At 66.9% G+C, this 13,969-nt stretch carries 15 protein-coding genes; 8 read left to right on the top strand and 7 right to left on the bottom strand.

The window, feature by feature from the left end; translation table 11 throughout:
• Positions 1–52: 52 nt before the first annotated feature.
• Complete coding sequence (locus ACW17Z_RS03835) at positions 53–1,270, top strand: multidrug effflux MFS transporter (protein ID WP_492057607.1); 1,218 nt, start codon at positions 53–55, stop codon at positions 1,268–1,270.
• A gap of 17 nt (positions 1,271–1,287) precedes the next feature.
• On the opposite strand, the gene ACW17Z_RS03830 is transcribed toward ACW17Z_RS03835, so the two are convergent.
• The 6 genes from ACW17Z_RS03830 to ACW17Z_RS03805 all read right to left on the bottom strand — a co-directional run bounded on the left by ACW17Z_RS03830 (position 1,288) and on the right by ACW17Z_RS03805 (position 6,819).
• Positions 1,288–1,914, bottom strand: coding sequence for a hypothetical protein (locus tag ACW17Z_RS03830; protein ID WP_492057606.1), 627 nt, complete (start codon positions 1,912–1,914; stop codon positions 1,288–1,290).
• Between the two features lie 46 nt (positions 1,915–1,960).
• Positions 1,961–3,238 (bottom strand): metal-dependent hydrolase family protein, encoded by a 1,278-nt coding sequence (locus tag ACW17Z_RS03825; RefSeq protein ID WP_492057605.1) that lies wholly within the window; start codon positions 3,236–3,238, stop codon positions 1,961–1,963.
• Between the two features lie 119 nt (positions 3,239–3,357).
• Positions 3,358–3,825 (bottom strand): GNAT family N-acetyltransferase, encoded by a 468-nt coding sequence (locus tag ACW17Z_RS03820; protein WP_492057604.1) that lies wholly within the window; start codon positions 3,823–3,825, stop codon positions 3,358–3,360.
• Between the two features lie 212 nt (positions 3,826–4,037).
• Positions 4,038–5,534, bottom strand: a complete 1,497-nt coding sequence (locus tag ACW17Z_RS03815; RefSeq protein ID WP_492057603.1) for a phosphomannomutase/phosphoglucomutase — start codon at positions 5,532–5,534, stop codon at positions 4,038–4,040.
• A 98-nt stretch (positions 5,535–5,632) separates the two neighbouring features.
• Complete coding sequence (locus tag ACW17Z_RS03810) at positions 5,633–6,589, bottom strand: KpsF/GutQ family sugar-phosphate isomerase (protein WP_419317449.1); 957 nt, start codon at positions 6,587–6,589, stop codon at positions 5,633–5,635.
• Entirely contained in the window at positions 6,586–6,819 is a 234-nt protein-coding gene (locus tag ACW17Z_RS03805) for a hypothetical protein (RefSeq protein WP_419317448.1), read from the bottom strand. The genes ACW17Z_RS03810 and ACW17Z_RS03805 overlap by 4 nt, the downstream gene beginning before the upstream one ends.
• 99 nt (positions 6,820–6,918) lie before the next feature.
• Here ACW17Z_RS03805 and gpmA point away from each other — a divergent pair, with 99 nt between their 5' ends.
• The 3 genes from gpmA to ACW17Z_RS03790 all read left to right on the top strand — a co-directional run bounded on the left by gpmA (position 6,919) and on the right by ACW17Z_RS03790 (position 10,343).
• Complete coding sequence (gene gpmA, locus ACW17Z_RS03800; RefSeq protein ID WP_419317447.1) at positions 6,919–7,632, top strand: 2,3-diphosphoglycerate-dependent phosphoglycerate mutase; 714 nt, start codon at positions 6,919–6,921, stop codon at positions 7,630–7,632.
• 86 nt (positions 7,633–7,718) lie between these two features.
• Positions 7,719–8,978, top strand: coding sequence for a pentapeptide repeat-containing protein (locus tag ACW17Z_RS03795; protein ID WP_492057602.1), 1,260 nt, complete (start codon positions 7,719–7,721; stop codon positions 8,976–8,978).
• A 99-nt stretch (positions 8,979–9,077) separates the two neighbouring features.
• Positions 9,078–10,343, top strand: a complete 1,266-nt coding sequence (locus tag ACW17Z_RS03790; protein ID WP_492057601.1) for a pentapeptide repeat-containing protein — start codon at positions 9,078–9,080, stop codon at positions 10,341–10,343.
• Positions 10,344–10,427: 84 nt separating this feature from the next.
• Here ACW17Z_RS03790 and ACW17Z_RS03785 read toward each other — a convergent pair whose 3' ends face one another.
• Positions 10,428–10,898, bottom strand: coding sequence for an Hsp20 family protein (locus ACW17Z_RS03785; RefSeq protein ID WP_492057600.1), 471 nt, complete (start codon positions 10,896–10,898; stop codon positions 10,428–10,430).
• Between the two features lie 230 nt (positions 10,899–11,128).
• Between ACW17Z_RS03785 and ACW17Z_RS03780 the strand changes: the two genes are divergently transcribed.
• The 4 genes from ACW17Z_RS03780 to ACW17Z_RS03765 all read left to right on the top strand — a co-directional run bounded on the left by ACW17Z_RS03780 (position 11,129) and on the right by ACW17Z_RS03765 (position 13,968).
• On the top strand, positions 11,129–11,971 hold the full coding sequence (locus ACW17Z_RS03780; protein ID WP_419317443.1) for a class I SAM-dependent methyltransferase: 843 nt from the start codon (positions 11,129–11,131) through the stop codon (positions 11,969–11,971).
• A gap of 55 nt (positions 11,972–12,026) precedes the next feature.
• Positions 12,027–12,914: a class I SAM-dependent methyltransferase gene (locus ACW17Z_RS03775; RefSeq protein WP_419317442.1), complete on the top strand. Its 888-nt coding sequence runs from the start codon at positions 12,027–12,029 to the stop codon at positions 12,912–12,914.
• Complete coding sequence (locus ACW17Z_RS03770) at positions 12,911–13,567, top strand: hypothetical protein (RefSeq protein WP_492057599.1); 657 nt, start codon at positions 12,911–12,913, stop codon at positions 13,565–13,567. Before ACW17Z_RS03775 ends, ACW17Z_RS03770 begins: the two co-directional genes overlap by 4 nt.
• A 92-nt stretch (positions 13,568–13,659) precedes the next feature.
• Positions 13,660–13,968 carry an SCP2 sterol-binding domain-containing protein gene (locus ACW17Z_RS03765; protein ID WP_419317439.1) on the top strand — a complete coding sequence of 103 codons (309 nt, stop codon included), beginning with the start codon at positions 13,660–13,662 and terminating at the stop codon, positions 13,966–13,968.
• Position 13,969: the final 1 nt, after the last annotated feature.

Here is a 13,969-nt window from a genome sequence, read left to right as displayed (position 1 = left end):
CCGCAAGCCGGTTGAGGGGTTCACGTTGCGTCAAACGAGAGTAGAAGGCCGCATGACCGTCGCCGAACCGCCCGTCGCAACGCCCTGGAGGCTGGTCCTCCTGCTGGGCGCCCTGACCGCCTTCGCGCCCATGTCGATCGACATGTACCTCTCGAGCCTGCCGTCGATCGGCCGGTCGCTGCAAGCCGGGCCGGATCAGACCCAGGCGACGCTGGCCGCGTTTTTCGCCGGCATGGCCATCGGCCAGTTCATCTACGGCCCGGCGTCGGATCGCCTGGGCCGACGAGGACCGATCCTGTTTGGGGTTGCAGTCTATTTCCTGGCTTCAGTCGCCTGTGCGCTGGCGCCGACGATCGAGGCGCTGATCGCGGCGCGGTTCGTTCAGGCCCTGGGCGGTTGCGCCGGAGCGGTGGTCGCCAGAGCCGTGGTGCGCGATCGCTTTGGCCATGCTGACACGGCGCGCGTGCTGTCTTTGATGACCCTGATCATGGGCCTGGCGCCCGTGCTGGCGCCGCAGCTTGGCGGTCTGATCCAGCTGGTCGCCGGCTGGCGCGGCGTTTTCTGGGTGCTGGCGGGGTTTGGCCTGGCCATCGGCCTCTGGGTGGCGCTGGGGCTGAGCGAGTCGCGCTCGGCCGAGACCGAGGCCCAGGCGCGGTCGGAAAATCCCTTCAAGGCGTTCGGAGCCTTGCTGCGGATGCGGCGGCTGGTGGGCTATGGTGTGGCCGGCACACTGAACGGCGCGGTGCTGTTCACCTACATTTCCGGTGGCCCGGATGTGATCATGAGCACCTACGGCCACTCGCCGCTGGTCTTCAACATGATCTTCGCCTTCAACGCCGTAGGCATCATCGGCGCCAGCCAGGTGAATCGGCTGCTCCTGCGCCGGACAACCCCGGACCGGGTGCTGATGCGCGCCAGCATCGCTTCGGTGATCTTCGCCTTCCTGCTGGTCGGGGCGGCCTGGTCGGGTCTGGGCGGACAGTGGACGGTGCTGCCGCTGCTGTTCCTGTCGCTGTCGACCTATGGCCTGATGGGCGGGAACACCATGGCCGGCGCGCTCAGTATTGATCCCAAGCGGGCGGGGTCGACCTCCGCCCTGATGGGCGCGGCCTCGTTCGGCTCGGGCGCCATCGCCGCCTGGGTCAGCGGCCTTCTGCACGACGGCACGGCCAGACCGATGGCCGGCGTGATGTTCGCCTGCCTGATCGGCTCGTCGCTGGCCATCTTCCTGATCGCCTTGCCCGCAGGCGGCGCCAAGACCGAAGCCTGAGGCGGGCCCGTCAAGCCCTAGCCGATCAGGTTGCGCAGCCAGATCAGGAAGTTTTCCCAGACCGCGATGAGCTTCGCCAATGGGTTTTCTGGCGTGGGCGGAGGCGGCGGCGGGGCCGGCACGAACCAGCTGGGCGCGGCGGGCGGCGCGCAGTTCATCCGCATCCCCACGCCCTTCAGATAGCCGCGCCGGATGCCGCCCGAACGGATGGCGGCCTGCACGGCCCGGTCGTGTTTGGCCGCGCCGGTTAGCTTGCGGATCCAGCCCCGGAACGGCAGCACGTGGGTGGTCTGGTCGCGAACCTCGGCGACCCCGGCCTTCCAGGCGCCGTCGACCACCTTCCTGCTGCTGGAGCGCTCGTCGGGGGGCGGGGCCTCATCCAGATCTGGACCCAGCGCCGCGTCCAGCCGGCCGATCTCGGCGGCGATCGGCTCGCAACGCTCCAGACCCACCACGTCATAGGGATCGGCGACCGCGCGTGTCAGCACGGCCGGGATGTCCTTGCGCTTGAGGTTCAGGTCCTCGAGCGGCGCGGTGACGGCGTCGCGCATCGTGTCGCCGCGCTGGGTCGTGCCGGGATCGGCGGCCCAGGCCGGTCCGGTCAGCAGGGCGCAGGTCAGGGCGAGGGGTATCGAGCGACGCATCCTGATGAGATCGCCCGGCTTTGCGGCCTGGCGCAAGAGGAATGCCTCAGGGGCGGCGATGAACGACGCCATCCTTGATCACCAGAACCACGGCCTTGGTCGCCTCGATGTCCCGGGTCGGATCGCCGGACACGGCGACGATGTCGGCGAGGTAGCCGGACTTCAACTGGCCAAGATCGTTCTGCCGGCGCAGCACCCTGGCGTCCACGGCCGTCGCGGCCAGCAGGGCCTGGGTCGGGCTCATGCCGTGGCGGACCATCCACACCAGCTCGCGGGCGTTGTCGCCATGGCGAAACACGCCGACATCGCTGCCCATGCCGACGGTGACGCCGCTCTTCATCGCCAGCCTGAAGGCCCGTTCGGCGGCCTGCATGGCGGGCGTCGGCGGAGTCTTGCCGGCGACATAGCCGCCGAAATAGGTCGAGGTGCTCTCGCTGGCCGTCAGGGTCGGGAAATAGGCGACGCCCTTCTCGGCCATCAGCCTGAAGGTGGCTTCCGTGCCGCCATAGCCATGTTCGATGGTGTCGGCGCCGGCCAGGATCGAGCGGCGCATGCCCTCGTCGCTGGCGGCGTGGATGGCCACCGGGCGGCCGCTGGAATGGGCGACATCGATCATCGCCTTCAACTCGTCGAGGGTGAAGGTCGGCTGGGTCGAGCCGTCGGGGCCGACGCGGTAGTCGGCATAGATCTTGATCCAGTCGGCGCCCGCGCCGGCCTGCTCGCGCACCGCCCTGACGCCCTCGTCGATCCCGCTGGCCTCCTGGGCGCCCTGGGGGATCTCGGCGTCAGGATTGTAGTTGCGGCGCGCGGGGCCGTAGGCGCCGGTGGCGACGATGGCGCGGGTGGCCACGAACAGGCGCGGGCCGGCGATGAGCCTGTCGTTTATGGCGCGCTTGATCGAGACGTCCGACACGCCCGCGCCCTCGGCGCCCAGGTCGCGCAGGGTGGTGAAGCCGGCGTCCAGCGTGGCCCTGGCCTGAACCGTCGCGCGGATGACGCGGTAGTCGGGCGCCTCCTTGAGCACCTGATCGTCCCACGAGGTTTCGTTATAGGGGTGCAGCAGCAGGTGGCTGTGCAGGTCCATCAGGCCGGGGATCACCGTCGCCCCGGGCAGGTCGATGACTTCAGCGCCTGTTGCATCAAGGCTCGCGGCGGGGCCGACGGCGGCGATCCTGTTGTCGCGGATCAGGACGCCCCAGCCCTCATGGGGCGGACCGGCGTCCTCGGCTGTCCAGACGCGCGCGGGCTTGAGCAGGATCGGCTGGGCGGCTTCGCCGAGGCTGGGAGTCAGGACCAGGGCAAGGAGAGCGATCAGAGGGCGCATGGACGACTCGCGGTTGGGTGATGAGCTAACGCCAAAATCGCGGCGGTCCCAAATGACGGAATGGGCGAAGGAACGGGCGCGGACGATAGACGTCGCCCGCGCCCGCCCTGTGCTGCCCTCTAGGCGGTCGGACAGCGCCAGCAGATCAACGGTCCGTCCTCTTCATCAAGGCGCTCGCCTGCTTGAACGAAGCCGTTTCGGCTCAGTACGCGCTGCGAGGCCAGGTTCGTTGTGGATGTCTCGGCGGTCAGGGCCGTCACGTCGGCGCATTGCCTCGCCCACGCGACGATGTAGCCCACCGCTCGGCCGGCATGGCCGCGACCTTGCCGGCTGGGCGCGACGCCATAGCCGATATCGACCACGCCGTGCTCTGGCGGCCGCGTGACGGAGCAGAGTCCGACGACCTCGCCGCTTTCGACGATCAGCCAGGAGGCGGGCGAGAAGGTCGCCCAGACGCCGTTGGCGACACCGGCCAGCATTTGGATGATCGCAGGCGGCGCGATCGGCGTGTCGGCCAGATCTAGATCTCTTGGCCCGAGGCCCAGCATCAGGCGTGCGTAGTCGTCTTTGGTTGTTTCCAGGATCATGGTTGCTCTCGAAGGAAATGAGGGGACGTCGATGACGTCTGTCCAGGCTTCGTGAGCGGTCAGCGTCCGGGCGTGCTCACACGCGTCCGCGCTGGCCGCTGAAGCGGTCCAAGGCGAGGTCGGTGAGCAAAGGCATTCTCCTGGAACTGACCCGCCGATCTCGTCGGTGGGGACACTCAAACCCTACGAACGGCGCGCGCCGCTGGGAAGCCTCAGATTTCCTGGTTGTACTTCCCGACCCGGTCGCCCAGGCGCGGCTTCACTTCCTGGCGGAAGAGGGCGCGCATGTCGTCCTCGGAGCGGGTGCTCTCGACCACGACCACGATCTCGGGCTTGTTAGATGAGGCGCGGACCAGAACCCAAGAGCCATCCTCCAGGTGCACGCGCACGCCGTTGACGGTGATCACCTCGGTGATCCTGCGGCCCAGGATCGAGCCGCCGGCGGCGAACAGGTCCTGGTATTCCTTCACCACGTCATCGACGACGCCGTACTTCACCTCGTCGCCGCAGTGCGGGCTCATGGTGAGAGACGTGAAGGCCACCGGCAGGGCCTTGCGCATGTCCGACAGCTTCAGGCCCGGATTGCGGTCCAGCATGGCCAGGACGGCGGCGGCGGCGGTCAGACCGCAGTCATAGCCGTAGCCCAGGTCGCCGTTCATGAAGAAGTGGCCGCTCTTCTCGAAGCCGGCCAGGGCGCCGACCTCGGCGCTCTTGCGCTTGATGTAGCTGTGGCCGGTCTTCCAGTAGATCACCTTGCAGCCGTGCTGGGCCAGGATCGGGTCGGTGGCGTAGAGGCCGGTGGACTTCACATCGACCACGAAGGTCGCGCCGGGGTTCAGCGGGGCGAGATCGCGGGCCAGCATCAGGCCGATCTTGTCGGCGAAGATCTCCTCGCCCTCGTCATCGACCACGCCGCAGCGGTCGCCGTCGCCGTCGAAGCCGAAGGCCAGGTCGGCGCCATGCTCCCGAACGGCCGCGGCCATCGAGTGCAGCATCTCCACGTCTTCCGGGTTCGGATTGTATTTCGGGAAGGTGTAGTCGAGCTCGGTGTCCATCCCGATCACCTCGCTGACGCCCATGCGCTGCAGGGCGTCGACCGCGAAGGCGCCAGCCGTGCCGTTGCCGCAGGCGGCGATGACCTTCAGGGGACGGGTGATGCTGGCCCGCTTGGCGACGTCGGCGATGAAGCGCTCGGCCTCGCCCTCGACCCGGATCAGCTTGCCGCCGTCGCGTTCCACGAACTTGCCGCCCAGCACGATGTCGCGCAGGCGACCCATCTCGTCGGGACCGAAGGTGAGGGGGCGCTGAGCGCCCATCTTCACGCCGGTCCAGCCGTTCTCGTTGTGGCTGGCGGTGACCATGGCCACGCAGGGGATGTCCAGGTCGAACTGGGCGAAATAGGCGGTGGGCGACAGGGCCAGGCCGATGTCGTGGACCTCGCAGCCGGCCGAGATCAGGCCCAGGATCAGGGCGTTCTTGATCGACGACGAATAGGAGCGGAAGTCGTGGCCGACCACGATCTTCGACAGGCCCAGTTCCTGGATATAGGTGCCAAGGCCCAGGCCCAGGGCCTGAATGCCCAGCAGGTTGATGTCGGGCCCAAACAGCCAGCGCGCGTCGTACTCGCGAAACCCCGTGGCCTTGACCAGCGGCTCGTTCTCATAGGCGGCGGTATTGGGAACGAGGTCGGAGCGGGGCGCTGAGAACATCGGGGCTCGCATCAAGGTTGAGATCGTTGCTTTAGCGACCACGGGCCGGCGCTGCTAGCGTTCTCACATGACATCGATTGTCGAAACGTGACCGTCGCCTAGATTATGCCCGCCCGCAGCAGATCGTGGACATGCAGGATGCCGACCGGGCGATTGTCTTCGACCACAAAGAGGACCGTGATCCGGCGCTCGTTCATGATTTTCAGGGCTTCGGCGGCGAGGGAGGTGGGGCCGATGGTCAGCGGAGCGCGGGTCATCACCTCGCTGGAGATGTGGCTCATCAGCCCGTCCATGTGACGACGCAGGTCGCCGTCCGTGATCAGACCGATCAACTGGCCAGAGGCGTCGATCACGCCGGCCGCGCCGAAACGTTTTTCGCTCATCACCAACAGGGCGGCCGGCATGGGGGCGTCGGCGGCGACCAGCGGCAGTTCCTGGTCGCCATGCATCAGGTCGCCGACCGTACGCAACATCGAGCCCAGCTTGCCGCCGGGATGGAAGACCCGGAAATCACTGGCCGTGAACCCCCGGCGCTCTAGCAGGGCCACGGCCAGGGCGTCGCCCAGCGCGATCTGCAGGGTGGTCGAGGTGGTTGGCGCGCTGACCTCGGCGGTCGCCTCAGGCGCGTCGGGCAGCAGCAGAAGGACGTCGGCCGCCAGGCCCAGCTGGCTGTCGGCGACGGCGGTCATCGCGATCAACGGGATCGAGAAACGCTTGGCGTAGACCAGCGTGTCGGACAGTTCACGCCCCGCGCCCGATTTTGACAGGGCCAGCACCACGTCGTCGGGGCCAATCATGCCCAGGTCGCCGTGGCTGGCCTCGGCGGGGTGGACGAACATGGCCGAGGTGCCCGTCGAGGCCAGGGTCGCGGCGATCTTGCGCGCCACGTGACCTGACTTGCCCATGCCGGTGCAGACGACGCGGCCCTTGGCGTGGAATACGGTTTCCACGGCCCTGGCGAAGGTCTCGCCCAGATCATCGGACAGGGCGCGCAGCGCTTCGGCCTCGCCCAGAATGACCCGCTGGCCGACCGATACGGCGTCGAAGGCGCTCACTGCACGGTTCCGCCGGCGGCCTTGACGGCCCGGACGGCTTCTTCGGCGCGGCGACGGGCGCCTTCTTTCTCGCGCTCGATCTTGGCCCGCATTTCAGGCGTCTGCTGGATCGGCGTGGAGCCGAACGGATCGGGCGAGCGCGCGCCGTAGCCTTGCGGCCAGACCAGGGCGAGGGCGATCATCGCCATGGCGATCAAGGCCATCAGGGGCATGAAAATGCGATCAGACATGCGCCTGCCTATAGCATGTGTCACGCGGACGGGGAGGGGGCGCTTGACGGAACGCGCCTCTGGGCCTAGCCCGCCCGTGACATCTCGCAAGGAGGCCCGATGCCAACCCTCGTCCTGCTCCGCCACGGCCAGAGCCAGTGGAATCTCGAGAACCGCTTCACCGGCTGGGTGGACGTCGACCTGACCGCCGAGGGCGAAGCCCAGGCGCGCAAGGGCGGCGAGCTGATCAAGGCCGCGGGCATCGATCTCGACGAAGCCTATACTTCGGTCCAGACCCGCGCCATTCGCACCTGCAACCTGGCGCTGGACGCCGCCAGCCAGAGCTTCGTGCCGGTCACCAAGGACTGGCGCCTGAACGAGCGCCACTATGGCGGCCTGACGGGTCTCAACAAGGCTGAGACCGCCGAGAAGCATGGCGAGGAGCAGGTCACGATCTGGCGCCGGTCTTACGACATCCCGCCGCCGGAACTGGCGCCGGGCGGCGAATACGACTTCAGCAAGGACCGTCGCTACGCGGGCAAGGACCTGCCGGCCACTGAAAGCCTGGCCACCACACTGGTCCGTGTGCTGCCTTACTGGGAAGCCGAGATCGCGCCGAAGCTGGCGGCCGGCGAGACGATCCTGGTGGCCGCCCACGGCAATTCGCTGCGCGCGATCGTCAAGCACCTGTTCCAGGTGCCGGACGCTGACATCGTTCATGTCGAAATTCCCACCGGCAATCCGCTGGTGATCGAACTGGACGGCGCCCTCAAGCCGGTTTCGGTCCGCTACCTCGACGAGAGCCGCGCTCAAGAGCTGCCCGCAATCGCCTGACAGTACTGGAAACGCTTGGAAACTCAGCGTTAATGCCCGGGCGGGCATGGTCGCGGTCCATCCAGTCGGGTTAGATCGCAAGCACCATGACCGCCCCAGTGGCGACAGGCCAAGAGTACCGGCGCCTGACGCAATACGACGTAGACGTTATCTGCGCCAAGCACGACCGCCTGTGGGCGGCTCGGCTGGGCGGCGCGCGCGCGGTCTTCGCCTTCTGTGACCTGTCGGGCCTGTCGGTCACGGGCCGCAACCTCTGCGACGCCGACTTCACGGGCGCGTTGCTGGTCGGTTGCGATCTACGCAAGGCCAAACTCGACAACGCCAACATGTACGGCGCCGACATGCAGGGCGCCGATCTGACCGACGCTTCGATGCGTCGCGTGGATCTGCGTGGCTCCAGCCTGCGCGGCGCCAACCTGACCGGGGCTGATCTGTTCGAGGCGGACCTTCGTGAAGGCTCGATCGCCTCGGCCGACCGCAAGGAAGGCTACAAGATGATCGAGCCGGTGCATCGCGAAGCCTACGCCACCGGCGCCATACTGGCCGGGGCGAACCTCGAGCGCTCGCGTCTGTCGGGCATCGTGGCGACCAAGGCCGACTTCAGCGACGCGATTCTGAAAGACGCAAAGCTGGTCCGCGCCAATCTCAAACAGGCCAACTTCAACGGCGCCAACCTGGCCGGAGCCGATCTGTCCGGCGCCAACCTTGCGGGCGCTGACATGCGTAACACCGTGCTGGTGGGCGCCAAGACCCAGCAGTGGAACGTCAACGACACCAACATGGACGGCGCCCTGACCGACAAGCCGTCGGGGACCAGCGTCTCCGATATGCCCTACGAGCAGATGATCGCCGACCACGCCCGCTGGTGCGAGACCGGCGGCGCCGAGGGCAAGCCTTCGGCCTTCGACAAGGCCGATTTGCGCAATCTGAAATCGGTCCGCGGCTTCAATCTGACGGCCCTCTCGGCCAAGGGCGCGGTGTTCTATGGCCTCGACATGGAGGGCGTGCAGCTTCAGGGCGCGCAGTTGGAAGGCGCGGACCTGCGGGCCTGCAATCTTCGTCACGCAGATCTGCGCGGCGCGCGGCTTCGCGGCGCCAAGCTTTCAGGTTCGGATCTTCGCGACGCCCAGCTTGGCCCGCTGCTGATCGGGCGCGACCGGTTGCTTCCGTCGGACCTGACCGGCGTGCTGCTGACCAATGCCGACCTGGCCCGGGCCGACCTGCGACAGGCCTGTCTCAGCGGCGCGGACCTGTCGCGCGCCAATTTCACCAACGCCCTCCTCAAGGAGGTCGACCTCACCGGAGCCATTCGCCTGGGGGCGAGGGGCCTGGAAGACGTCATCTGATCTACCGCGACAATTCCGCGCAGTCTTAACCGTTCGCTCGTCGATCGTCGGTATGGTCGTCGTGAGCGATCTGAGACTTTTCCGGGGAGATAACAGGGCATGAACGCCGCGGAGAGCATGGCCGGCAGGCGACGCCTTAGTCAGGCCGAGCTCGACATGATCGTGACGGCACACGAGAAATTCGTGACGGGCAAGCAGGGCGGCAAGCGGGCTTCGCTGAAATTCGTGAACCTGTCCGGCCTGGACATGTCGTTCCGCAATCTCGCCGACGCCGATTTTACCGGTTCGGTCCTCGACGGCTGCCGCATGGTCCGCACCAAGCTGGACCGCGCCAACCTCTTTGGCTGCGATCTGCGCAAGGCTGATCTTCGCCAGGCGGTTCTGGTTCGCGCCGATCTGCGCGGCGTCTGTCTGCGCGGCGCCAACCTGGCCCAGGCCGACCTGACTCAGGCCGACTTCCGCGAAGGCCAGATCGCTATTCCCCATCCCCGCAAGGGCCTCGACTCGCTGCGCCACGAGACCCGCTTGGGCGAGGTCGATGAGGTCAACTTCTCCGGCGCCACCCTGGACGGTTCGCAGTTCGAGGGCGTCTCGGCCTTCAAGGCCGATTTCAGCGACTGCTCGCTGCGCGGCGCAAAATTGTCTGGCGCCAATCTCAAGGAAGCCAATCTTTCAGGCGCCATTCTGGATGGCGCCGACATCAAGGGCGCCAACCTCGAAGGCGCGAACCTGCAAGGCTCGGTCATGGCCGGGGTCGACACCTCGACCGCCCGCACCTTGGGCGCGAACATGACCGGCGCCCTGGTCACCGTAACGGTCCAGGCCCAGGCCAAGGCCCAGGAACTGTATCAACGCGCCCTCGACAACCAGCGCTGGTGTCAGACGGGTGGCAAGGAAGGCCAGTGCGCGCGGCTTGATGGCGAAGACCTGCGTCCGCTGGGGGATCGTCTCAAGGGTCTGCGCCTGACCGCGATGAGCGCCAAGGGGGCCTGCATGGTCGGCCTGGATCTGTCGGGCGCCCAGCTGCAGGGCGCCAACCTGCAGAACGCCGACCTTCGCTCGGCCAACCTGCGCGGCGCCGACCTGCGCGGCGCCAAGCTTACCGGGGCCAATCTGACCAAGGCCGACCTGCGGCAGGCGTTTCTGACCCCGCTGCCGCTGGGCCCCGAGCGCCGCACGCTGACCAACCTAGCCTCGGCTCGGCTGCGGTACGTGATGGCCCAGGCGGCCGATCTGTCCGAAGCGGTCTTTGACGGCGCCGATCTGCGCGGCGCTGACCTCACCGGCGCCCGCGCCGTCAAGGCCAGCTTCCGCGACTGCGACCTGAGCCAGGTGCAGGGACTGGACCTCTCGGCCCCGGATTAGGCCTCGACACGAAAAAGGCGGCGCATCGCTGCGCCGCCCAAGTCGAGGGGAGGGATCTCAGAAGATGATGTTCAGGGCTGCCGGTCAGGCGGCCTTTTCGCTTTTGACCGTCTTGCCTTCGATCAGCGGCGCGGCGTCCGACTTGATCTCGATGGTGCGGGGCTTGAGGGCCTCAGGCAGTTCGCGCTTCAGGGCGATCGACAGCAGACCGTCGGCCAGGGCCGCGTCATGCACGATCACATAGTCGGCCAGCTGGAAACGGCGCTCGAAATTGCGCTCGGCCAGGCCGCGATGCAGGTAGCGCTTGACGTCGTCATTGGCGGTCTTTCGCCCAGTGACGGTGAGAAGGTTCTCCTTCACCTCGATCGACAGTTCGTCCGACTTGAAGCCGGCGACGGCGATCTCGATGCGATACGCGTTCTCGTCGGTGCGCTCGATATTGTAGGGGGGATAGCCCGAGGCCGCTTCGTTCGACGCGGCGGCGTCGAGCAGCGAGGCCAGTCGGTCGAAGCCGACGACCGAGCGATACAGGGGGGAAAGGTCGATGGTGCGCATGGTGACATCCTTCTCATCAAGCAAGGTTGCAGTGTCTGTTCGTCCCGTTGGCGACCCGAAATCGGCGTCACCTGTGGTCCGGAAGGCCCGGGAAACCAGCGCCTTCGGATAGACAGGTGGGGAGCCGGTTTTCGACTTCAAGAGGTTGAATGGAACCTTGGTCGGTAAAGGCTTGATCCGCGCCCGACCCCGGCTAAGGTCGCCGCTCCTGACGCGGAAGAGACCCGAACATGACCCACCGTCGCCATGTCCTGATGCTGGCCGCCACGCTTTGCCTGGCCGCCGCTCCCGCAGCCTTCGCCGCAGATGCGGCGCTCAAGGCCGCCGTTGCCGCCCCACACCGTTCCGCCGCTGATGTGGCGCGCGACGGCGCCCGCCACCCCTATGAGAGCCTGTCGTTCTGGGGCGTGAAGCCCAAGCAGACCGTGATCGAGGTCTCTCCAGGCAACGGCTATTGGACCGAGATCCTGGCCCCTTATGCCAAGGCCACGGGCGGAAGCTACATCGCGGGTGTCGCCGACCTGGCCAACCCCAAGCTCTCGGACGGCGCCCGCAAGGGTCGGGAGGCCTTCGAGGCGCGCTTTGCCGATGAAGCCCGCTACGGCAAGGTTGGCTACGCCAATTTTGGCGCCGTATCGGCTCCTCTGGGCGCGGCCGGCTCGGCCGACCTCGTCCTGACAGCGCGCAATGTCCACAACTGGACGGTGCAACCTGGCGTCGCCGACAAGGTGTTCGCCGACTTCTTCGCCGTGCTCAAGCCGGGTGGGATCCTTGCGGTCGAGGAGCACCGGGCCGATCCGAAGTCAGAGACCAGCGCTGGCGCCGATGGCTATCTGTCGACGGCCACCGTGGTCGCCCTGGCCGAGAAGGCGGGCTTCAAGCTGGACGCCAAGTCCGAGATCAACGCCAATCCCAAGGACACCAAGGACCACCCCTTCGGCGTCTGGACCCTGCCGCCGGTCAAGCGCACCGCGCCCGGCGGTCAGCCCGCCGACCCTACCTTCGACCGCGCCAAATACGACGCGATCGGCGAGAGCGACCGGATGACCCTGCGCTTCCGCAAGCCTTCGTGATCCGGCGCCTTTTGGCCAAGGTCGCGAAATAGTCTGGCGGCGTTCGTAAGGGGTGATGATGCTTCCGGATATTTCCTGGTCCAGGCGAGGCCTGATCGTCGGTGGGGTGGCGACAGGCCTTGTCGGCTGCGGACGCAAGACGGCTGACGATGCGCCCAAGGCTCCCGCCAAGGCCGCAAGCCAGACTATCGAGACTGCGGTCGGCGGCGACTGGCGCTCGTCGGCCGACCGCGCTCGCGACATGTGGCGCCACCCTGTCGAGAGCCTGAAGTTCTGGGAGCTGAAGCCGGGACAGACGGTCGTCGAATTCTGGCCGGGGGCAGGGTGGTACACCGAAATCCTGGCCCCGTTCCTGGCTTCGACCAAGGGCAAGCTCTACGCCCCGACCCTGCAGGCCGACGCCAGCGACCCTGCCGCCGCCGAGGTGGTCGAGGCCTATCGGCGCAAGCTCTCGGAGAAGTCCAGGCTCTATGGCGACGTGGAGGTCACGGCGTTTGGCCCAACCAGCGGACCGGTCGCCCCGGCCGGCTCGGCCGATCTGGTGCTGTTCCTCCGCAATATCCACAACTGGATGGCGGCGGGTATCGCCGAGAAGGCGTTCAGGGATGCCCTGGCGGCGCTTAAGCCCGGTGGGATCCTCGGCGTCGAGGAGCATCGCGGCGAGGCCGGCCGCATCCAGGACGTGTTGGCGGCCGATGGCTATGTGCAGGAAGCCTATGTCGTTCAGATGGCCCAGGAGGCCGGTTTCATCCCGGCGGGCTCCAGCGAAATCAACGCCAATCCCAAGGACACCAAGGATCACCCCTTCGGCGTCTGGACACTGCCCCCGACCCGCCTTTCGGCCCCTCGCGGCGAGCCGGCCGAGCCGGGCTTTGGCCACGCCAAGTATGATGCGATCGGCGAGAGTGACCGCATGACCCTGAAGTTTGTGAAGCCAAAATGAGCGCCTTGAAGGCGCGCCTCCTCGCGGCGGCCCTGCTGGCCGCGATCGCTACGCCCGCCCTGGCCGAAAAGATCGGGCCGGCGGCCAAGGCCTTCCCCTATCTCGAGAAGTTTCTGAAGGTGCCGGCAGGCGAGCGCGCCCGGGTGCGACTTGGTTATACGCTGAGCCTCAACGACAAGCCGCTGGCCAATCTGAAGGCGACTCTGATCGAGGCGAACGGCGCACGCACGCCGTTGCCGGTCAACGCCTCCGGGGCTTTCGAACGCCTGCCCACCCTGGTGCAGCTTGAGGGTGGGGCCAAACTCGCGCTCGACCTGCCTGAGGACGCCAAGGTCGGCACAACCCTAAACTTCGCCACGCAGCTGAATCCGGCGACCGACTACGACACGCGCGACCTGACGGCCACAGTGACCGAGGCCAACACGGTGATCAGCAGGGCCGCGGGCCCGATGGGCATGCTGCTGCCCAAGATGACCGGGATCTCCTTCGTCAAGGCCGCCGGCGGTGTCGCCGTCTTCGCCGATGGCCGCACCCAGCCGCTGCCCCTGATCAAGGAAACCCCGTACTTTCGTCCGGAAGATTTCAAGGGCGCCGTAAGGGTAAAGTTGACAAAAAGCCCGACTAAGGTCGGGTTCTACGACCGGAAGAAATAAGCCAGACCGGGTCTGAACGGTGTTTACTTGCCGTCGTCGCTCGGTCTAGCTTCCGCCCACTCAACACGCGAACACACAGGGAGATCGCGCTCATGGCCACGCTGCAAGAAATTACCGACCGTATCAAAGGCGCCGTGGGCGACGACAGCGGACTGGGCAAGAGCCTCAAGTTCGACCTGAAGGACGCCGGCGTCGTTCACATCGACGGTGGTTCGGTCACCAACGAAGACAAGCCCGCCGACCTGACCATGACTCTGAGCATGGACGATCTGCTGGCCATCGGCGCCGGCTCGCTGGATCCCACCATGGCGGTGATGACCGGCAAGCTGAAGCTGTCGGACATGGGCGTTGCCATGGCGCTGCAGTCGAGCATGGCTTCGCTGTTCGCAAAGATGCGCTAAT

It is taken from the genome of Caulobacter sp. GSs2 (assembly GCF_058680895.1).
Note: the sequence above shows the minus strand (reverse complement) of the source record. Positions and strands in the feature narration are given on the sequence as shown.